This window comes from Priestia megaterium (assembly GCF_046599315.1).
Classification (GTDB): Bacteria; Bacillota; Bacilli; order Bacillales; family Bacillaceae_H; genus Priestia; species Priestia megaterium_F.
In genome coordinates this window covers 17,295-36,742 of sequence record NZ_JBKIKC010000021.1, presented here as the reverse complement: position 1 = coordinate 36,742, position 19,448 = coordinate 17,295, and the positions used below count along the sequence as shown (strand labels likewise).

Sequence of the window (19,448 nt, the reverse complement as noted above, 5' to 3'; positions counted from 1 at the left end):
TCGTTTTTCATTAAAAATATGGTATATCTGTATAATAGTTGAATAAAGGAACTATCTATTTCTTATAGAGTAAGCAGTTGAGAACCATTTATTAACGAAATAAAAAAAGAAAAAACATCTCGAAAAATGGTAATTTAATAAAAAAGGAGAAAACAACATTGGGACTTTTAATTGGTATATCAGGAAGCATTATTGTGGATCAAGGAGGACGTTTTCCAGGGTATAAGCGAGCGTATGTAAACAACGACTATATCGAATCAACAGCGCTTAACGGCGGGGTTCCTTTTATCTTGCCAGTGCTAGAAGACGAAGAAATGATTAAAGCGCAGGCAGAAAATATAGACGGCTTAATTTTATCAGGCGGACAAGACGTTAATCCCCTTTTATATGGAGAAGAACCGACAACTAAAACAGGCTCACCTTTTTTAGCACGTGATAAGTCTGAACGGCTGTTGCTAAAGCATGTTATTGATCAAGGAAAGCCGGTATTAGCGATTTGCCGCGGTTTACAAATTTTAAACGTTGCTTACGGCGGCACTCTTTATCAAGACATGTCAGAAATAAAAGAGTCATTTATCAAACACGATCAATACAGCAATACAAGCGACCCTTCTCATTCCATTATCATTAAAGAAGGAACACACTTACATAGCCTTTATGGCAATCAAGCTCTTATTAATTCATTTCACCACCAAGCGATTAAAGATGTAGCCTCTGGTTTTGAAGTTTCCGCCTGGGCGAAAGATGGAGTCATTGAAGCCATTGAAAAACAAGGAGAGCAATTTGTAGTCGGCGTGCAGTGGCATCCAGAAATGATGGCAAAAGAACATACTTCAATGCTAAACTTGTTTAAACTGTTTATGGAACATGTGCAGCATTCGACTAAGAAAAAGGTAACTATTTAACGCTCCAATCTACTTCGTCACCAATACGAAAAAGGCAGCCAACTACAATGGGCTGCCTTTTTGTATTAACCAAAGATGCACAACATAGTCACAGCACATAAGCTTTTACAGTATTTCAATATACCCTTCTGTTCCATGTACACGAATTCGCTGTCCGTCTTTTATCAGCTGAGTAGCATTCTCCACTCCGACAACCGCTGGCAATCCGTATTCGCGTGCAATGACCGCACCGTGAGTCATCAGTCCACCAACTTCGGTAACAAGGCCTTTTATCGCTACAAATAACGGGGTCCAGCTAGGGTCAGTAAAGGAAGTGATTAATATATCTCCATCTGATAAATCAGCATCTTCCATGTTTAAAATGACGCGCGCTCGCCCTTCTATCACACCTGAAGAAACAGGTAAACCTACAATTGCTTCGGGTGGAAGGTTTTCTCGTTTGTACGCACCTGTAATGATTTCACCATGGGACGTGATTACACGCGGCGGAGTTAGCTTTTCATATAATTTGTACTCTTCTTTACGCTTGTTGATCATTTGATAATCAAGTCTATGTGTACGTACAACTTCACGAAGTTCTTCAAACGTCAGATAGTATATATCTTCTGTTTCATAAATAAGGCCGTCTTTTACGAGCTGAGTGGCTTCTTTCAGCAGAGCCTGTTTATAAACAAAATAGCGATTAATCATGCCGTATTTGGGATATTCACGATAACCAATAAAATTTCGAATGAGATCAATTTTTTCTTTTGCTTCTTTTGCTTTTTGTTCACCATCCGGCAATTGCTTTAATCGATTTAATAGCTCTTGCTCTTTTTTTAAGGCTTCATGCAGGCCTTTTTCAAATTTTTGTTTACTGGCATTAGGCTCAAAGTTTTGAATGTTGCTGAGAATGAGAGGCAAAAGTTTAGTTGGTTTTTCACTCCAGCGAGTTCTTGTAATATCAATTTCTCCGGGACACCGCATGCCGTATTTGCTGAGATAATCATAGATCGCGTCTTGGATTTCCTGTCCACCCTCAAACTTAACCAGTTTCTCCAAAAAGTTATCATCTTTTACGTGCTGTAAATAATCAATGACTTCTGAGTAAGGACGAATCACATCTGCAACATCCAATAGCGCCAGACCCATTTCCGAAGTAATATTGTTTGGTACAGATTGAGAAAGTGTATCTGCCGCATTTTTTTCACCTAGCCACTTCTCCATTTTTTCATTGATCCATGATGAAGCATCCATAGCGGCCATAAACACAGCTGAACTCTGTGAGTCAAATAAAATATTCTTTAATATTCCGATATCTTCCAAAATAAAATCAAGTAATTCCAATCCTGATTTCGTTTGGATGTTTTGTTTTAACTCTTCTATTGATGACTGATTCTTCTTAATCAAATCAGAAACGATTGTCGGGTCGTTTTCGATTTGTGCTTTAGAATTCGTAGACGGCACGCTTTTATTGCTTCTGCCCGAAGAATCCTGTTCTTGCTTATCATTTAATAAAGGTTTTATGAAGTTTCCTCGCTCTATTATGGTCATAAGTGCGTCTTTCATGAGCGGATCATGTTGGCCCATGGCACCTAATATCATTTTTCTGCTGTCAGGTGAAGCCAGCATATGCGTGATATCAACAAACAACCTTCCACCAGCTTTACGCATGGGTGCATTAGTCGTTAACAGAAAAAAAGACAATCCCAGTGGCTTCATGGAATCGGTCATCATTTGTTGGTGTCCAACAGATACATAAACGTGATTTTCCTGATCATCTGCTTCAGGAATTGGATATAAAGTAGTGATTGGCCGGCTTTGGACAATATAGAATGTATCATCAACCAAGCACCATTCGATATCTTGTGGACAATTAAAAGAAGCTTCAAGCTGTCTTCCAATGCGTTCTAGCTGTAAAATTTGACGGTCAGTGAGCGCCTGCGTTTTCTGCAGATCGGAATGAACTTCTTTGGTTTCTGTTCCGCCTTCTTTTAATCCATAGATAGCTAACTTTTTAGCTGCTATTTTTTTATCGACGATTTCTCCTTCTTTTACTTTATAGCAATCGGCAGATACTAAACCAGATACTAGCGTTTCTCCAAGTCCAAAGCCTGCATCGATTGATAGCAGCTTTCGGTTGGAAGTGACTGGGTCAGCGGTAAATAAAATACCTGAAGCCTGCGGGAAAACCATTCGTTGAACAATAACAGATACCTGCACTTGACTATGGTCAAATCCATTTTTTGTACGATAAGTTACCGCACGGTTTGTAAACAGAGAAGCCCAGCATTTGCTAATATGCTGAAGGATTGCTTCTTTGCCTGTGATGTTTAAAAAGGTATCATGTTGACCCGCAAAAGAAGCATATGGCAAATCTTCAGCAGTTGCACTTGAACGAACTGCATAAGCATGCTCCTCGCCTAAATGAGAGAGGTAATGAGTAACTGCTTTTACAACGTCGGAAGGAATACCTATTGCCAAAATGGTTTGGCGAATTTTTTCGCTGACCTCACCAATTTGATCTCGGTCGTCTGCTTTTAGCATCATTAGCTGGTTCAGCAACTCTTGAAACGTTTCGTTTTGTTCAAGGGCTTTTTGATACGCGACTGCTGTCACATAAAATCCTTCCGGCACTTGTATTCCTTGAATTTTTGATAACGCCCCTAAATTCAAGCCTTTTCCTCCAACAAGTGAAAGCTGTGTTTCTTTTATTTCTTGAAAGCTAAGAACTAAAGAGTTCATTCAACATCTCTCCTAACCGGTAATGTTTTATTGATTTTACCAGCAGTAAATGAGAATAAACAGTCTATATCGGCGTTTTTTTATGTGGTATAATTAAGATAGGAAGAGAGTTATATAACATTTTGTCAGCGATTACATATTATTTTAGCTTTGCATCTTCAAGTTGTTGAACTAGTTTATCTAATTGATTCGTATCTTTTTTTAAATAGGTAAGTACACGTGCCATAACGCTGCGATTCTCCCCACCTCGTTTGACTGCAAGAGAATTCTTTTCAATATTTTTTATCACTTCGTTTTCTAATACAGAATAAATTTCTTTTATATTACCCTTTTCAAATGCAACGCAGCAAGCAAGTAATGCGATGCAGTAATAGTACCCTATAATATCAAAGTCACTATGGTAGCTGTTGTTCATTAACTTTAATTCATAAGACTTTATGACACTCCCAACAAGACGTGATACTTCAGCTGATTCACTAAACGGTTGCATACGTAAGCAGTGCTTTCTATTTAATGGAGCATGCGAAAAAGAATGCAGCTTCTTAATTAGCTTTTGAAGTATTTGTTGATCTTCCTCATTTAGAACTTCCTTTTTAGAGGATAAGATTTCAGCAATTTTCCTCATTTTAATCCTTCTTTCATTTAGTCACCTGAAGAGTCTTGCTCATCAGATGCCTAACTCTCTTTTTTATTTATTTCGAAATCATAGCGTTCTGAATGTATCGCTTCGCTCGTCTTCTCCCAAGTGAATAAACAATCATCTGCAGTACAAGCGCCGCGAGGCTTATCAGCACTATCTGCTCAACAGAATTAAAGGGTGTAAAATATTTCTCCCACTTAGGATCGGGAAGCCTTAGTGCGTTATAAAAGTATGAAGTACTAAAAGAAATTATATTTCCTAAAATGAGTGATAAATCCGCTCTAATTAGCCCGCTTAGATACGATAGTACTATTGTGACTATGGCCATGATTATATAGGTTAGCTTTGAATCCTCTTCGAAATCTTTTTGCATAGATAAATAAACGTATGGAATGCAATAAATGGTAAAAATTATAAAAGGAAGTAGTCTTCTCATATAGTAATCTCTCCAATATTCAAGATTCGACACAGTTCTCTATTATTATAAATTGTCAAAGAGAATTTTTTCCAGTTCTTTGTACATGGAGTATGTAGAAATACCTATCTATCAAAGGATCTCTTTAGAATTGTTCCTTAAAATAAAGTAAAAAAGCACTCTTGTGAGTACTTTTTTCCAGCATATCTAAACAGCATTTCTCCCCTATATGCAAATGATAATACTAATTTTAGTTATCATAATGAGTAACTCTTTCAGGAAACAAAAAAGAGTCCATCTATTCTTTTCATGCATCATATCTTCTTTGATTAAACAAACTAATAAAAATTTATTGTATTAAAATTAAAACAGAAAGGTGAATATTTCTATGACCAAAACTTTAAGATATACCTTATATATCGTTGCTGTGCTTTTAATCATTGCAGCCATATACTATTCAATTGTTAGCAGTTTTCAACGATGAAAGAAAGCCTACGGCTTATTATTGGTTTACAGGAGCTTGATTAAAGAACGCAAAGGATATTAATGCCTTTGCGTTTTCTTGAAGGTTTTTGCTGTCTCTTGGCTGATGGTTTAATCTAGAATGCTTCATTCCACACTGATGATAGTTGCGTGAAAAGACGCTTCTTCATAAAATTTTTGGAGTAAGCTGATTTGGAATTATCACAGCGACCGCTTGCCTTGTTTATAGACTATATAATTTATTAAACTTTACTATAGACAATCGCACAAATTCCAATCCTTTAAGTACTGTTTATTCCTTTCTGCAACATCAACTTCTAAAATCCAATCGTTGATTTTTATCGTTTGATGCTTCTAAGGTTCTGAGGGAATGTTAGTCCCATCTTTTTTTCAATCTCTACAATTTCTGATTCAGTAGCTGCCTCGTTAAGTGTTCCTACTGCTTCTGGTCGATTTATCTTCAACCACTGCTCAAATTCATTCCAAACCTGCTTCATATTATCGGCCTCCTTATGCCATATTATTAAATGAATCTATGAAAAATGATTAGGTACTCTTTAAGCTTATACTAATTATGTATGGAAATCTTATGTAAATAAACTGTTTTATTACTTTCTATTACATGAAACGCACATCAACTAGTTCACTTAACCTCATTTTATTCGTTTGTTTACGTCTTTCATCTATAAAAACAAATAATCCTCCAAGGGAATCACCAAACTAAATAACTCCAGTTTCTGTTATACATTGCCCATGATTATAATAGGTAAGGTATACTTTTTTATGTGTATGAAGCGCTTCAATCAAGGTGAAGTTAATCTGTTCCATTTGATCTTCTGTTAAAAAAGGTTGATGTATCTCTGATTGCTTTTTTTATAATTTCCTGTAATCCTCTGTATTGCTCTGGCATAGTGGCGAACGGCCGCCATTTTTTCATTCCTCTGTTCTGCATAGCATCTTCCCCCTTTATGCTTTATGCTCTACTGAAAGGCCCTTTCGATAACGAGCTGTTGAATGTTCCAGATAGCTTGACGCTCGAAGAACACTATTCTTCCCATAACGCATCCAGATTTCATCAATCGTTTTGGCTAATGCATAGGCTCTTTCACATTGATCACTATCTTCAAATAAGCTCATTTGCTCTTCTTCTTGAATGCTGGTATTTGATAATAAAATGCCAATGGAGCGAATCGGTATACCAATATCAAACGTATGTAAGATGATTAAACAATACGGAAAGATATCTTGGCTTAAATTCGAAGCTCTCCCTATTTTCTTTTGCCTGGAGAACCTCCCGTCTGTTTGTTTGCTGTAGCCAATGGATAAATGGACAGTTTGCGCCACGACCTGTTTTGCTCCCTTCTTTCTTTAATAAGGGTGTGGCAGCTAACACAACCGACCCCGACCGTTTGATATCTCCTATGTTTTTAACGGATCTAATCCTCGTATGACAGAGGAAACCGAGGCAAAAAATGATTTCGTATCGATACAAATAATGCCTCTGTTTGGTAGCTGCCCGTAATCCATTGAAAGTATTCCTTAAACAAAGAACATTTGTTCTCTTTTTTTATAAGAGCAAACGTTCTTTATTCAATAAAAACTATTAAGTTTTCCCGATTATTGCTATTTTATGAGGGGAGAAATATAAATCAGTCTTCCACTTAAGGAAAGTTTTTAAATCTATATTGGAATTATAGTAAAAATAGATAGTCCCATTTATTACAAAACAAAGAAAACTACCTGTGATTATTAGACAGAATTAATAATCACAGGTAGTTTTTTCAGCCAAGCTTTCTTTAGAAGGCTTATACCAGATTTAATGTCTTCAAAAGTAAGGTTAGTAAAACCAAGCTTAATAATAGGTTTATCCGTATTATTGTTAACAAAATAGATAGAAGTAGGGTACACCTTTATGCCATAAAAAGAAGCTTGTTGGATTAACAGTTCTTCTGAACAATCCCAGTGAACTTTCACTAATAAGTAAAGACCAGATTGCTCGCCGATAATCGTGATATTGTCCTTAAATTGTGTTTTTAATTCAGATACTATATAGTGCATTTTTTGTTTATAAACAAGGCGCATACGTTTAATATGACGACTCCATTCACCACTTTCCATAAACTTAGCCATGGTAAATTGGTTAAGAATTGACGTAGTACTCTCAAAATATAAAAACTGCTTTTTATATACCTTTAAAAGAGGCTGCGGTAATACCATATAACTTAAACGAATTCCTGGAAGAAAGGATTTTGAAAAATTTCCTAAATAAACGACTCTTGCTGGGTCAATTGAGGCAAGAGCTGGGAAAGGTTGTTGTGTATAACGAAATTCACTATCATAATCGTCCTCAATCATATACCCCTTCCTCTTATTAATCCATTGGATCAGTGTATGCCGTTGTTGGATGGACATGCTTACTCCATATGGACTGTGATGAGAAGGTGTTACATAGATTAACCTCGATTTCATTTGTTCTAATTGTGAAAGGTTAGCACCTGTTTCCTGCACTGGTATAGCCTCAAATGAAAATCGATGGAATTGAAATGCTTCCCTAGCTCCATCATACCCGGGATCCTCTACTATAACACTGGGAAAATCACTTTTCAGTATATTCCCAAGATTAATAAGCATTTGTTGCGTACTACTGCCGATGATAATAGAATCTGCCTCTGTTCTTACGCCTCTAGATTGTAGCAAGTACGTAGCGATTTGTTCTCGAAGGCATAGTTCACCAAACGGTTCTCCATATTGAAAGCTTTCCGGTAATGTCAAGGCCTGATTATACAGTCTTCGCCAAGTTTTCAAAGGAAACTGCTTCTGGTCCACAGCACCTGGTCGAAAATCAATAAGAATAGGGTTTGATGACTCTGATGGCTTTTTGTTAGATGAACTTAGCGTGACTTGAAATGGCAGAGTCTCTAATTCATTTATAAAATACCCCTTTCTCCCTTCTCCCCTAATGTATCCTTCAGCTACAAGTTGCTCATAAGCCATTAATGTCGTATTTCGGCTCACTTGAAGAGATTGTGCTAATTCACGGATAGAAGGTAATTGTTCATTTGCATTCAATTTTCCTTGCTCAATTAATAATTTAAATTGCTCATAGATTTGTTTGTATTTAGGTAAGTCATCTTCGAAGGCAAAAATAATATTTTTCATTTAAAAACCTCTTTGACATGTTTATTTATTTAAAATTGTACCTTTTTATATGTCAGTTTGTATAATACTATATTTTATATCAAGCATCGATATCAAATATTTCATTTTTTGAGAAAGCTTCCTGTCGCATTTTTAAATCTATATATGAGATGAAAGGAGTTTTTTATGTTTATTCCAAAGTATTTCAAAATTACTGCTGTAGAGGAAATTGAAGATTTTATTCAACACAATTCCTTTGGTACTATCGTTACTACGAAAAATGGAAAACCAATTGCTACACATATTCCCTTACTGTTAGAAAAAAATGAAAAGGATAATTATTACATAACGGGTCATGTCGCTTACGGAAACCCACAATGGAGGATATTTGAGGAATCCGAAGAAGCCCTAGTAATGTATCAAGGACCCCATGCCTATATATCATCTTCTTGGTATAAGGATGAAAATGTGCCTACATGGAACTATCAGGCTGTACATGTATACGGTAAGGTAGAAATATTGAATCAAGATGAACTAAAAAAGTCACTTACTAACCTGTTATATAAATATGAGAGCCATCGTAAAGCACCAATATTATGGGACAAACTTTCGTCTAGTCTATTAGAAGCCGAACTAAAGGGTATTATAGGCTTTAGAGTAAAAGTACAAGACATTCAAGCTGCATATAAGCTAAGCCAAAATCGTAATGAAGAAGATTATAACAATATTATTCACAATTTATATGAAGAAAAAGAGTTAGAGTCCCGTCAACTTGCAGATGCAATGAAACAAATTAAAGATTTAAATTAGTTCGCCTGTTTTTAATGTTCGTAAACCAATTCTATATTTCATAATATTGAAACCCCTATATTTTTATATAAATAAACATTTTCATTCTTTATCACCGTATAAATTAGTATTTTAGAAGAATTTGTGAAGGCAAATTTCAAAAGCAGAGTTAGTACCTATCAAAGAAAGGCGCCAACTCTGCTTTTGAAAATTATATAGAAGTTCCTTTTCCTATTTTTAATTTAGATCCACCCTCTAAATTGAGAGGCTTCTATCATTTTTTTAACCTATCATATAAGCAGCTAACCTCATATCAATATCATTCTTCTTAGAAGCATCATATACGTTTAGAAAAGAGGTGTTTAAAATATTTTCAAGTCTATTGCTGACTTCTTCTTCTGTCCAATAGAAACCTTGATGATTCTGTATCCATTCAAAGTAAGAAACAATGACTCCTTCTGCATTTGCTAAGACACCAGGAACAATTAATATCCCTTTTTGAGCCAATATTTCGGTGGCTTTTAATGTTGTGGGGCCGTTCGCAGCCTCTATTAGAATTTTCGCCTAAATGTCAGGGGCGTTTTCCGCTATAATCTGGTCTTCGAGAGCTGCAGGGATAAGGATATCACATGGTTTTATTAATAACTCTTTATTTGGAATTATATTTGAAAATAATTTTGTAATAGTCCCAAAGGGATCCCTATTGTCTAATAAATAATTGATATCCAACCCTTCTGGATCATATAAAGCCCCATAAGCATCTGATATACCTACTATCTTCGTACCTTCATCATAAAGGGATTTAGCCAAAAAGCTACCTACATTCCAAAAATCCTGAATCATCACTTTTGATCCCTTTATGTTAATTCCTGCTACTTTTGCAGCTTCTCTTGTCACTATAGTTACTCCCTTAGCAGTAGATGATTCTCTTCCCACAGACCCGCCTAAAACTAAGGGTTTACCTGTAATAAACCCAGGTGAACCAAATTCTCGAATACGGCTATATTTGTCCATCATCCAAGCTATAATTTGTGAATTAGTGAACAAATTATAGCTTGGATGTTCTTAGTGGGCCCAACAATTTAGCTAATGACTCGTACATAGCCGCGACTCAAACGTTCTAATTCTCTGAAAGACATAGTTCTGGGATCACACTGAATCCCACCTTTGCCTCCTCTATAAGGAAGATCTGCCCCCCCACATTTTATACTCATCCACATAGAGAGTGCTTTCACCTCTTCTTCTGTAACATCCTGGTGAAAACGAACCCCACCTTTTGTAGGCCCGACGGCGTCATTATGCTGAGCACGATACCCTGTAAAGACTTTTACAGAACCGTTGTTCATTCTTATAGGAATATGAACAGTTAGTAACCTTAAAGGTTCCTTTACCAAATCATATGCTTCCTGCTTATAGTGCATTCTTTCAAGATCTAGACGAATAACTTCTTGGGTTCTCTCTAACGCATTCATTTGCTCTCTTGAGTTTTCTTTTTCTTTAATCATTCCTTTTTGGTTGAACACTCATTTCACTTCCCCTTTTAATTGTCATTTTTTATAGTCAAAAAGCTTTCCACTTGCCAAATTTATTAATGTGAAACTTAAGAGTAGTCTTATTAAAACTCTTAAATAGTTATAAATAAAAATAGAAAACTATTTTCTCTATGTGACGAGATGATCATATTATGGGCATTTTTATTTGCAACAATATTGTCAGGTAATTTAACATGTTATTTTTATAATAAAAAAATTTATGTACAACTTTATGGCCCGATTCAACCAATAAAAATCTTTTAATTTAAATGAATCTAAGATTAAATTTCTGTGGAAATAAAAAATCAGCTCATATGGTAGCCAAACACTATTTTTAAAATTCATGTGCAATTTAAAAAATGGAAATAAATTTGCTCAAAAACGATTAAATAGCGAAGAAATAAAAAATATGTCAGATTATCTAACCATATATTTGCATAAAAACTTAAAAGTAATATAATCATTCTATCTCATGAACAAAAGTGTTCAAAAATAAACAAATTTAACACTTTTGTAAAAAAAGTATGTACAAAACCCATAGAAGGTGTTTATAATACATTCTTATAAAGATTAAATGTTCTAAAATTTTAAAATATATCTATCATTATTAATTTTTAGAACTAATCATCTGATAAGTATTTATAGTTTGAAAATAGTATTGGCCAGTACTAAGAAAGATTTTAACATCAAAAATCTAATAAAAACTTTTAAGGGAGAGAATAGTACAATGACAACAACTCTTACAGAAATCAAAGCATATACACATGAGCCGTTTACAGACTTCACACTTGAGGAAAATAAAAAAGAATTTAATAAGGCTTTAGAAACTGTACAATCCGAACTAGGAAAAGATTATCCCCTATTCATTGGTGAAGAGTTAATTACAACAGATGAAAAAATTGTATCGATTAACCCAGCAAATAAAGTAGAGATTATTGGTCGAGTGTCTAAAACGAACCAAGAATTAGCTGAAAAAGCTTTGCAAGCAGCACTCTCTACATTCAACACATGGAAAAAAGAAGATCCAGAAGTGCGTGCAAATATTTTATTCCGTGCAGCCGATATTATCCGTCGCCGCAAGCATGAATTCTCAGGTTATCTTGTTAAAGAAGCTGCTAAACCTTGGAATGAGGCTGATGCAGATACAGCTGAAGCCATTGATTTTCTTGAGTTTTATGCTCGTCAAATGCTGAAACTCAAAGATGGAGTACCAGTACAAAGTCGTGAAGGAGAAGAAAATAAATTTAATTATATTCCACTTGGTGTAGGCATCGTTATTTCTCCATTTAATTTCCCATTAGCTATTATGGCAGGAACTGCAGCAGCAGCAATCGTTACAGGAAACACAATCTTATTAAAACCTGCTGATGCAACTCCTGTCGTAGCAGTAAAATTTGTAGAAGTAATGGAGGAAGCAGGACTTCCAAAAGGAGTACTTAACTTTATTCCTGGCGTTACACCTGAGATTGGTGACTATTTAGTTCAACATCCTAAAACACGCTTTGTTTCATTCACAGGTTCTCGTGAAGTTGGTTGCCGTATCTATGAAAAAGCATCAAAAGTACAGCCAGGGCAAAAATGGTTAAAGCGAGTAATTGCAGAAATGGGAGGAAAAGACACCGTTGTTGTTGATAAAGATGCAGATTTAGACTTAGCAGCATCTTCTATCGTGTACTCTGCATTCGGCTTCTCAGGACAAAAATGTTCAGCTGGCTCTCGTGCTGTGGTTCATCAGGATGTATATGACATTGTACTTGAAAAAGCAGTTGCATTAACAAAAACATTAACAGTTGGAAGCCCAGAAGAAGTTTCGACTTATATGGGGCCAGTCATCCATGAAGCTTCTTATAAAAAAGTATTATCTTATATTGAAATTGGCAAAGAAGAAGGTCGCTTAATGACAGGAGGAGAAGCTGATGATTCTAAAGGCTACTTCATCCAGCCTACCATCTTTGCAGATGTAGATGAGAAAGCACGTTTAATGCAAGAAGAGATTTTTGGACCTGTTGTAGCGTTCTGTAAAGCAAAAGATTTCGATCATATGATGGAGATTGCAAACAATACTGACTATGCTCTGACGGGTGCATTACTTTCTAATACACCTGCTCACATTGAAAGAGCAAAAGAAGAATTTCATGTAGGTAATCTTTATTTCAACCGTGGTTGTACAGGTGCAATTGTAGGATACCATCCGTTTGGCGGATTCAACATGTCTGGAACTGATTCAAAAGCCGGAGGACCTGATTATTTAATCCTGCACATGCAAGCAAAAACAACAAGTACAGCACTTTAAAAACAATGGGACAGCCTTTCTAGGCTGTCCCACCTGAAAATAATACGTATATATATTTAGGGGGAAATTTTCATGTTGGCAGAGGTTTCAAAAAATGTTTTTCTTCATGCTTCTCAAAACAAAGTACTAAATAAGGCTGCAAAAAAATGGGGTCTTAAATTTGGAGCTTCTCAAGTTGTGGCGGGGGACACAATTGAGAGTGCCATCAAAAAAGTAAATCAATTAAATCAAAAGGGGTTAGTTTGCACTCTTGATCATTTAGGAGAATTTGTATCCAGTAGAGAAGAAGCTATAGAAGCAACACAATATAACGTACGTACATTAGAAGCTATGGGGAAATCAGAGGTAAATTGTAATCTATCCGTTAAAATGACTCAGCTTGGTTTGGATATTGATCCAAATTTCTGTATAGAAAATATGCGTCGAATCCTTGAAACGGCAAAAAAATATAATAATTTTGTACGAATTGATATGGAAGACCATGCACATTGCCAAATTACGTTAGATACCTTAAAAAAATTACGTCAAACATATGGTTATGATAACGTAGGTACAGTTATTCAAGCATACTTATTTCGAGCTGAGCAAGATGTAAAAGACTTAAAAGGCATTTCTCTTAGATTGGTTAAAGGGGCTTATCAAGAATCTCCTACAGTAGCTTACCAAGAAAAGAAGGAAATAGATAATAATTATATGAGAATTATTGAAGAACATTTATTAAGTGGAAGCTATACAGCAATTGCCTCTCATGATCATAATATTATCGAAAAAGTAAAAGGATTTGCTGAAAAGCATCATATTAATCGTAATCAGTTTGAGTTTCAAATGCTGTATGGATTTAGAACCGATATGCAATTGAGTTTAGCCAAAGAAGGCTACAAAATGCGTGTGTATGTCCCTTTTGGAAATGACTGGTTTGGATATTTTATGCGTCGTATGGCAGAAAGACCACAAAATGTTGCATTTGCACTAAAAGGCTTCTTTTCTAAGTAAACATCTAAAAATTCATAATATTTAGATGTCAACTAGATTCTGCTAAGAGTTAAAGAGCTTTTGTTATGTGAGCAAAGGCTTTTTCTAATGACTTTCTTCTCTGCTCAACTATTAAATTTTCTTACTTAATGGATAGGGATATTCATTCTTACAAAGGAGGTTATAAGATATGCATGATCAACAGCCTGAGCTCAAAAAAGAATTAAAAACGCGTCATATCACAATGATTTCTCTTGGTGGTGTCATTGGTGCTGGACTATTTATCGGAAGTGGAACATTAATTAATACTGCAGGTCCTGGTTCAATTATCTCATACGCATTTGCTGGTTTATTAGTCATTTTAGTAATGCGGATGCTAGGTGAAATGTCAACAGCCAATCCATCCAGTGGTTCGTTTGCTACTTACGCTAGAGAAGCACTTGGCCCATGGGCCGGATATACAATTGGTTGGTTGTACTGGTTCTTTTGGGTTATTGTTATTGCCGTTGAAGCAATAGCTGGTTCAACAATTATTCAATATTGGTTTCCTTCTTTGCCATCCTGGTCTGTGAGCCTAATTCTTACCTTTCTATTAACCTTAACTAACATATTTTCTGTTAAGTCTTTTGGTGAATTTGAATATTGGTTTTCTTTAATTAAAGTAGTGAGTCTTGTTCTGTTTTTAATCCTTGGAGGGGCTATCATATGCGGTTTTATACCAGGAGTAGAGTCACCTGGAACATCTAACCTTTTTCATAGAGGCGGATTCCTTCCCAATGGAATCAGTTCGGTCTTTTTAGGAGTAACGGTTGTAATGTTTTCATTTATGGGAACTGAGATCGTAGCCACAGCAGCAGGTGAATCACCTCATCCAGAGAAAGCAATTATATCCGCAACAAATACCGTCATCTACAGAATTTTACTTTTCTATCTTGGTTCTATCCTGATTCTTGTAACAGTTCTTCCGTGGGATTCTTCTAGTTTGATGAAAAGTCCTTTTGTATCGCTGTTAGAAATCGTCAATATTCCAGCAGCAGCTCAAGTAATGAATTTTATCTTGTTAACAGCTGTACTTTCTTGCTTAAATTCAGGTCTTTATACAAGTTCCCGCATGTTATTTTCTATGGCTCAGAAAGGAGATGCTCCTAAACTATTTTTAAAGGTAAATAGAAAAGGAATTCCTTTTAATGCAATTATAGGCTGTACAACTATTTCTTATATCAGCGTAGGTTTTAATTATCTTTCTCCTGATAAGATTTTTTTGTTTCTAGTCAATGCTTCTGGGGGAGTCGCTCTTCTTGTATATTTGGTAATCGCTTTCTCTCAGTTACGTATGCGTAAAAATTATGAAAAGGAGCGGCCTGAGAAACTCAAAATAAGAATGTGGCTGTTCCCTTACTTAACATACGGCACGATTGTTGGCATTACTAGTATTTTTATTGCAATGCCTTTTATTGATTCTTTACGTATACAGTTTTTTTTAACTTTACTAATAGCTTTATTCATTATAGGATCTTTCTTTCTTACAAAAAACAGAAGGAATATAACAAAAATAGAAATAGAGAAAAATATTTCTTAAATTTAAAATCAATATAAATAAAGGAGCTATTTTTATGTGGATAATCACTACTTATTCAAATCTAAACAATACTACAATGTTTGAATATGAAAACGAAATAGAAGCAAGAAAAGCCTTCAAAGAAATCCAAGGTTGTAGAATCCTTTCAGAGGTTATTTATTTTAATGATTCTAAATTAGATTTGGATGTATACTAATCACTTTTATTGTATGATTCATTATTAACGTTTATAAGTTTTAAAAGTTAACGTTTATTTCATAATCATTATAAAAAGCTCGTCTAAAATAAGCTTATCTCTCAAAAGTAAGCAATTTTCAGACGAGTTTCTTCCTATTATATATTAGTCACACCAAGCGTATTTTCATGTTGCTTTACTAACTTATAAAACGTTGTCTTTTTTACATTTGCTTCCTTCATTGCCTGTACGGCTGTAATTTCTTTTTGCTTCCATCGATTATAAACTTCAATAAACTCCTGACTGACTTGAGCTTTAGGTCGCCCAAAAGACACTCCCTTATTTAGCGCAGCATCAATTCCCTCACGTTGTCGCTTACGAATTCGGTCCCGTTCTTCTTGAGCCCCCCAAAATAGAATTTGCAGAACTAAATCCGCAATAAATGTTCCGAGACTGTCTTTATACTGAGTTGTATCTAACAACGGCATATCTAAAACTACAATGGCGGCCTCAATCTCTTTTGTAATGGCATTCCATTCCTGAAGAATTTCTTCTTTATTGCGACCAAAACGCTCTAAGGAATGAATGTAAAGGGTATCCCCTTTACGAATCATTCTTTTTAATAATTGATACTGTTCGCGATTGAAGTTCTTTCCACTTTGTTTATCAATGAAAATATCACGAGAAGAAATACCCACTTCCTGCATCGATTGAAGTTGACGACCTTCATTTTGATCTCAGCTGCTCACACGTATGTATCCAAATCTTCTATTTTCCATTTTTTCTCCTTTATTATTCAATATTAAAAAATTAGATTTATGATTGTTTCTTTACTTATTTTGTTTTTATCCGAAATAAACTATCTAAATTTATAAAACACCTACAATATTCGATGAGCAGTCTTTTCATTTTATACCTTTATGAAGTTTTCTTTGGTCATAGGTAAGCTTCATAAGTGCAATTCGGTAATAACAAAAAAGAAGAAAGGAATAGTAGTATTGTCCAAACATTTGGTTGGCAAGCATGTATGTAACTTCTCCCTGTGATTTGGTCATACAGGAAAATGTATAATCTGTTACCACATAATACGTTTCATCTGCCCATCTGTCGTATACATGATTATCATAAAATCGCTTCATATAAGCAGGATTTTTTGCTCCAATAAACGGATGACCTTTATTGTCAAATCCACTGATGTTTCCTAATCGATAAATTTCTTCTACATCGAGGATACTCCCTTCTTGCAATGCTATATATCCTACCACATATAGTCTTTCATCTATATAAAAAGGTAAGCTTCCAAAATAAAAAGAAGTTATATTTTTTTGATCAAGAAAATCTTTCATAAAAGGACATAATGATTCGAAAATGAAATCTTTTATCCTTTTATAAGATTGACTTTTGTCCCTACCTGTATATCTGAATCTTCATCTACGAGTGGTTCCATTACACGAAATAAGTCAGTGAATTCTATTACTTCTGAATAAGACATGTTATCAGGTAATTCAACGCGTATATTCATCATGCCTATTTGAAAAGGACAAATAATAATATCTATGGACAATAGTTGAAAATTTGTTTGAAGATACTTTCCTTTTAGGAAATACTCCTGATTAAATATCTTAGAGAATCTTCTAAAACCCTCTTTTTTCGTTGAATCAGAGGGGGAAATAATGGGTTCAATATGAGGTAGGAAAATTTTCTCCATATGATAATGTGAAACGGTATGTTCACCGTAGTATTTATCTTGCAATTGGGCATTATTAAGTGTGAAAAATTCATAGCCTTGTTTCTGAAGCTGTTGAATTAGGTTATCTGAACGGTCTTTTTTTAAAGCAAATGGAAAAATAAATTGTAGGTATGCCTTTTCTACTGCAAACTCCTTTACAGATTAATTTTGTTCTTTAAAATTTGGCATCTTTCTCCTCCCTTTAATTTAATAAATCTACTGTAAGAGAGGTTTAATTAATTCAAGAAAAATAGAATATTTATATAGATAACGAATAATCTTTAAAACTCCTTAGAGCATTCTTGTTTTCTTGTTTATTTCCCATTTAAATTATTATAATAAACTGGGAAAATAATCATGTTAGATATTCAAATTGGATCCACTATAATAACCTTTTCCATATATTTAAGATGGGAATTTTAATTATTATCTATTTTGAAACTTCATTTACTTATATAGCGTTAGCTCCCTATTCTATAAAATAAACTATTTAAACAAAAAATCCCGACATAGTAAAATGTCGAGATTTTTATTAGGCGACGATTTCTATATAGTCTTTTTTTACAGCATCCTATTGGAATCTTCCTTCTTCTACAACAAGGTGAGCTTCAAGATCTCAAGGGAAATATTGTTTAGCCATATCTAAACGTAAATGTTCAATACTCGCCGGAGGAAGCTCCCTGTCTCGTTTATTTAGTCCGATAAAATAAATACCCCCTTGTGCTAATACATCTGGATGTAAATAAACAAAAACCGGCTGTAGTTCTGTTTTTTCCATTCTTCCGACTCCTTTCAAATACTTTTTAGTAACTTAGTTTAATAAGTAATTAGAATATCTACTTTTTCATGCTATTGATTTAATATTAATTTTTTTTATATTTATTTTCAGTGGAGGATTCATTTTTAGTTTTCTTTTTATTCCTTTCATCTTGTTTTTCTATCTTTAACTCTTCAGTTGGTATTGGATCGACTGTCTCTTCAATTTTAAAGCGATCAAATAGAGTTTCATTCTCCGTAGGATACTGCTCGGCATGATCCCTTCTTTTAGTCTCTTGAGGATGAGGGGATTTTTTTCTTGACTCTGTCATTTTAATCCCCCCCTGTTTCGACTATATATATCCATGTAGATCTCCTCCTATAGGTGAAATATTTTATTTACTTTTATCCTAACGAAGGTGATCTTAAACCTATCCTTATCGAAGTTTTGACTCAATTATAAAGATAAATAAAATGAGGGAAAAGACGCTAAATAAGAAAAAAATACCATGATTAATTGGTTTTAGATAGGGGTAAAGTCAACTAAATATTTTAAAAGGGGTGAATTACTGATGGAAATTCTATGGATGCTAATCGTAGGTGGAATTATCGGGTGGCTTGCTGGTTTGATTACGGGGCGTGATGTTCCTGGGGGTATTATTGGCAATATTATTGCAGGCTTTATTGGTGCTTGGTTAGGCGGCCTTATCTTGGGGGATTGGGGACCAGTTGTTGGTGGATTCGCAATCATTCCCGCAATTATTGGATCAATTATTTTAGTATTAGTTATAAGCTTTATTTTACGAAAAATGGGTCAAAAGAATAATCATAGTCATCATGCATAAGATAGCGAAAAAATTTAAATTGGAGTAACTAAAAGCGAAAGAAGAAAACAAGTCTATGTTATCTAACTTTTTTGAAGAAAATCGATTTGAACTAGATTCTTATCTTACTTTTTTGTTTAATCAAATTAATAATGACAATGATAATGAGTCAAGAGTTTAATGAAAAGTAAGGTACTTTTTAGAGGAAAAGACAAAAAGATTTTAAATCAGAATATAATATAAGCGACCTTGTTAATTCAGTTTAGAATATATAAGGTCGCTTATTATTATTATGGAGAATGTTTAGAAATAAAGAACGGAAGTTCTTATTTACAGGCAACATTTAAAGTTATTTATACTTTATTGAACACTCCCCCTGGGCGCGTGGCAGGGTGTTTTTTTATTTGTTCCGGAAAGAGTGTTTATGTTAACTAATGCTGTATATTATATACATTCTGAAAACAGAAAAAAACTACTGGCTCATCAGGGACCAG

At 34.6% G+C, this 19,448-nt stretch carries 17 protein-coding genes and 2 pseudogenes; 7 read left to right on the top strand and 12 right to left on the bottom strand.

The window, feature by feature from the left end:
* The first annotated feature begins 158 nt into the window (after positions 1–158).
* The gene (locus tag ACLHDF_RS29350; RefSeq protein ID WP_413921925.1) at positions 159–905 is read left to right on the top strand and encodes a gamma-glutamyl-gamma-aminobutyrate hydrolase family protein; all 747 of its coding nucleotides are present in this window, start codon (positions 159–161) and stop codon (positions 903–905) included.
* Between the two features lie 105 nt (positions 906–1,010).
* Here ACLHDF_RS29350 and ppsA read toward each other — a convergent pair whose 3' ends face one another.
* The 7 genes from ppsA to ACLHDF_RS29315 form a co-directional block, all read right to left on the bottom strand.
* The gene (gene ppsA / locus ACLHDF_RS29345; protein WP_413921924.1) at positions 1,011–3,629 is read right to left on the bottom strand and encodes a phosphoenolpyruvate synthase; all 2,619 of its coding nucleotides are present in this window, start codon (positions 3,627–3,629) and stop codon (positions 1,011–1,013) included.
* Positions 3,630–3,768: 139 nt separating this feature from the next.
* Positions 3,769–4,254, bottom strand: a complete 486-nt coding sequence (locus ACLHDF_RS29340; protein ID WP_413921923.1) for a hypothetical protein — start codon at positions 4,252–4,254, stop codon at positions 3,769–3,771.
* Positions 4,255–5,505: 1,251 nt separating this feature from the next.
* Positions 5,506–5,664, bottom strand: a complete 159-nt coding sequence (locus tag ACLHDF_RS29335; protein WP_413921922.1) for a hypothetical protein — start codon at positions 5,662–5,664, stop codon at positions 5,506–5,508.
* A 223-nt stretch (positions 5,665–5,887) separates the two neighbouring features.
* Entirely contained in the window at positions 5,888–5,995 is a 108-nt protein-coding gene (locus ACLHDF_RS29330) for a hypothetical protein (protein ID WP_413921921.1), read from the bottom strand.
* Positions 5,982–6,119: a hypothetical protein gene (locus ACLHDF_RS29325; protein WP_413921920.1), complete on the bottom strand. Its 138-nt coding sequence runs from the start codon at positions 6,117–6,119 to the stop codon at positions 5,982–5,984. Before ACLHDF_RS29325 ends, ACLHDF_RS29330 begins: the two co-directional genes overlap by 14 nt.
* A gap of 14 nt (positions 6,120–6,133) precedes the next feature.
* Positions 6,134–6,511: a hypothetical protein gene (locus ACLHDF_RS29320; RefSeq protein WP_413921919.1), complete on the bottom strand. Its 378-nt coding sequence runs from the start codon at positions 6,509–6,511 to the stop codon at positions 6,134–6,136.
* 405 nt (positions 6,512–6,916) lie between these two features.
* Positions 6,917–8,326 carry a PLP-dependent aminotransferase family protein gene (locus ACLHDF_RS29315; protein WP_413921918.1) on the bottom strand — a complete coding sequence of 470 codons (1,410 nt, stop codon included), beginning with the start codon at positions 8,324–8,326 and terminating at the stop codon, positions 6,917–6,919.
* A gap of 165 nt (positions 8,327–8,491) precedes the next feature.
* Here ACLHDF_RS29315 and ACLHDF_RS29310 point away from each other — a divergent pair, with 165 nt between their 5' ends.
* Positions 8,492–9,115: an FMN-binding negative transcriptional regulator gene (locus tag ACLHDF_RS29310; protein WP_413921917.1), complete on the top strand. Its 624-nt coding sequence runs from the start codon at positions 8,492–8,494 to the stop codon at positions 9,113–9,115.
* Between the two features lie 221 nt (positions 9,116–9,336).
* On the opposite strand, the pseudogene ACLHDF_RS29305 reads toward ACLHDF_RS29310, so the two are convergent.
* Positions 9,337–10,599 (bottom strand): annotated as a pseudogene (locus ACLHDF_RS29305) (Glu/Leu/Phe/Val family dehydrogenase).
* 754 nt (positions 10,600–11,353) lie between these two features.
* Here ACLHDF_RS29305 and pruA point away from each other — a divergent pair.
* From pruA to ACLHDF_RS29285, 4 genes are all read left to right on the top strand, one after another.
* A complete protein-coding gene (gene pruA / locus ACLHDF_RS29300) occupies positions 11,354–12,919 on the top strand; it encodes an L-glutamate gamma-semialdehyde dehydrogenase (protein ID WP_413921916.1) in 1,566 nt (521 codons plus the stop codon).
* A 72-nt stretch (positions 12,920–12,991) separates the two neighbouring features.
* The gene (locus ACLHDF_RS29295; RefSeq protein WP_413921915.1) at positions 12,992–13,912 is read left to right on the top strand and encodes a proline dehydrogenase family protein; all 921 of its coding nucleotides are present in this window, start codon (positions 12,992–12,994) and stop codon (positions 13,910–13,912) included.
* 169 nt (positions 13,913–14,081) lie between these two features.
* Complete coding sequence (locus ACLHDF_RS29290) at positions 14,082–15,470, top strand: amino acid permease (RefSeq protein WP_413921914.1); 1,389 nt, start codon at positions 14,082–14,084, stop codon at positions 15,468–15,470.
* Positions 15,471–15,504: 34 nt separating this feature from the next.
* A complete protein-coding gene (locus tag ACLHDF_RS29285) occupies positions 15,505–15,666 on the top strand; it encodes a hypothetical protein (protein ID WP_413921913.1) in 162 nt (53 codons plus the stop codon).
* A gap of 137 nt (positions 15,667–15,803) precedes the next feature.
* On the opposite strand, the pseudogene ACLHDF_RS29280 reads toward ACLHDF_RS29285, so the two are convergent.
* The 4 genes and pseudogenes from ACLHDF_RS29280 to ACLHDF_RS29265 form a co-directional block, all read right to left on the bottom strand.
* Positions 15,804–16,424, bottom strand: a pseudogene (locus ACLHDF_RS29280) (recombinase family protein).
* Positions 16,425–16,550: 126 nt separating this feature from the next.
* On the bottom strand, positions 16,551–16,892 hold the full coding sequence (locus ACLHDF_RS29275; RefSeq protein WP_413921912.1) for a hypothetical protein: 342 nt from the start codon (positions 16,890–16,892) through the stop codon (positions 16,551–16,553).
* Positions 16,893–17,990: 1,098 nt separating this feature from the next.
* Entirely contained in the window at positions 17,991–18,152 is a 162-nt protein-coding gene (locus tag ACLHDF_RS29270) for a hypothetical protein (RefSeq protein ID WP_413921911.1), read from the bottom strand.
* An 85-nt stretch (positions 18,153–18,237) separates the two neighbouring features.
* Entirely contained in the window at positions 18,238–18,462 is a 225-nt protein-coding gene (locus tag ACLHDF_RS29265; protein ID WP_340444251.1) for a hypothetical protein, read from the bottom strand.
* A gap of 240 nt (positions 18,463–18,702) precedes the next feature.
* Between ACLHDF_RS29265 and ACLHDF_RS29260 the strand changes: the two genes are divergently transcribed.
* Complete coding sequence (locus ACLHDF_RS29260; RefSeq protein WP_098579725.1) at positions 18,703–18,975, top strand: GlsB/YeaQ/YmgE family stress response membrane protein; 273 nt, start codon at positions 18,703–18,705, stop codon at positions 18,973–18,975.
* Positions 18,976–19,448: the final 473 nt, after the last annotated feature.

What these genes read in the sequence shown, in the direction of transcription:
- ACLHDF_RS29340 (WP_413921923.1), bottom strand. Translation starts at nt 4,254, where the DNA reads ATGAGGAAAATTGCTGAAATCTTATCCTCTAAAAAGGAAGTTCTAAAT.
- ACLHDF_RS29290 (WP_413921914.1), top strand. Translation starts at nt 14,082, where the DNA reads ATGCATGATCAACAGCCTGAGCTCAAAAAAGAATTAAAAACGCGTCAT.
- ACLHDF_RS29310 (WP_413921917.1), top strand. Translation starts at nt 8,492, where the DNA reads ATGTTTATTCCAAAGTATTTCAAAATTACTGCTGTAGAGGAAATTGAA.
- ACLHDF_RS29325 (WP_413921920.1), bottom strand. Translation starts at nt 6,119, where the DNA reads ATGCAGAACAGAGGAATGAAAAAATGGCGGCCGTTCGCCACTATGCCA.
- ACLHDF_RS29270 (WP_413921911.1), bottom strand. Translation starts at nt 18,152, where the DNA reads ATGGAAAAAACAGAACTACAGCCGGTTTTTGTTTATTTACATCCAGAT.
- ACLHDF_RS29265 (WP_340444251.1), bottom strand. Translation starts at nt 18,462, where the DNA reads ATGACAGAGTCAAGAAAAAAATCCCCTCATCCTCAAGAGACTAAAAGA.
- ACLHDF_RS29335 (WP_413921922.1), bottom strand. Translation starts at nt 5,664, where the DNA reads ATGAAGCAGGTTTGGAATGAATTTGAGCAGTGGTTGAAGATAAATCGA.
- ACLHDF_RS29285 (WP_413921913.1), top strand. Translation starts at nt 15,505, where the DNA reads ATGTGGATAATCACTACTTATTCAAATCTAAACAATACTACAATGTTT.
- ACLHDF_RS29330 (WP_413921921.1), bottom strand. Translation starts at nt 5,995, where the DNA reads ATGGAACAGATTAACTTCACCTTGATTGAAGCGCTTCATACACATAAA.
- ACLHDF_RS29315 (WP_413921918.1), bottom strand. Translation starts at nt 8,326, where the DNA reads ATGAAAAATATTATTTTTGCCTTCGAAGATGACTTACCTAAATACAAA.
- ppsA (WP_413921924.1), bottom strand. Translation starts at nt 3,629, where the DNA reads ATGAACTCTTTAGTTCTTAGCTTTCAAGAAATAAAAGAAACACAGCTT.
- pruA (WP_413921916.1), top strand. Translation starts at nt 11,354, where the DNA reads ATGACAACAACTCTTACAGAAATCAAAGCATATACACATGAGCCGTTT.
- ACLHDF_RS29295 (WP_413921915.1), top strand. Translation starts at nt 12,992, where the DNA reads ATGTTGGCAGAGGTTTCAAAAAATGTTTTTCTTCATGCTTCTCAAAAC.
- ACLHDF_RS29260 (WP_098579725.1), top strand. Translation starts at nt 18,703, where the DNA reads ATGGAAATTCTATGGATGCTAATCGTAGGTGGAATTATCGGGTGGCTT.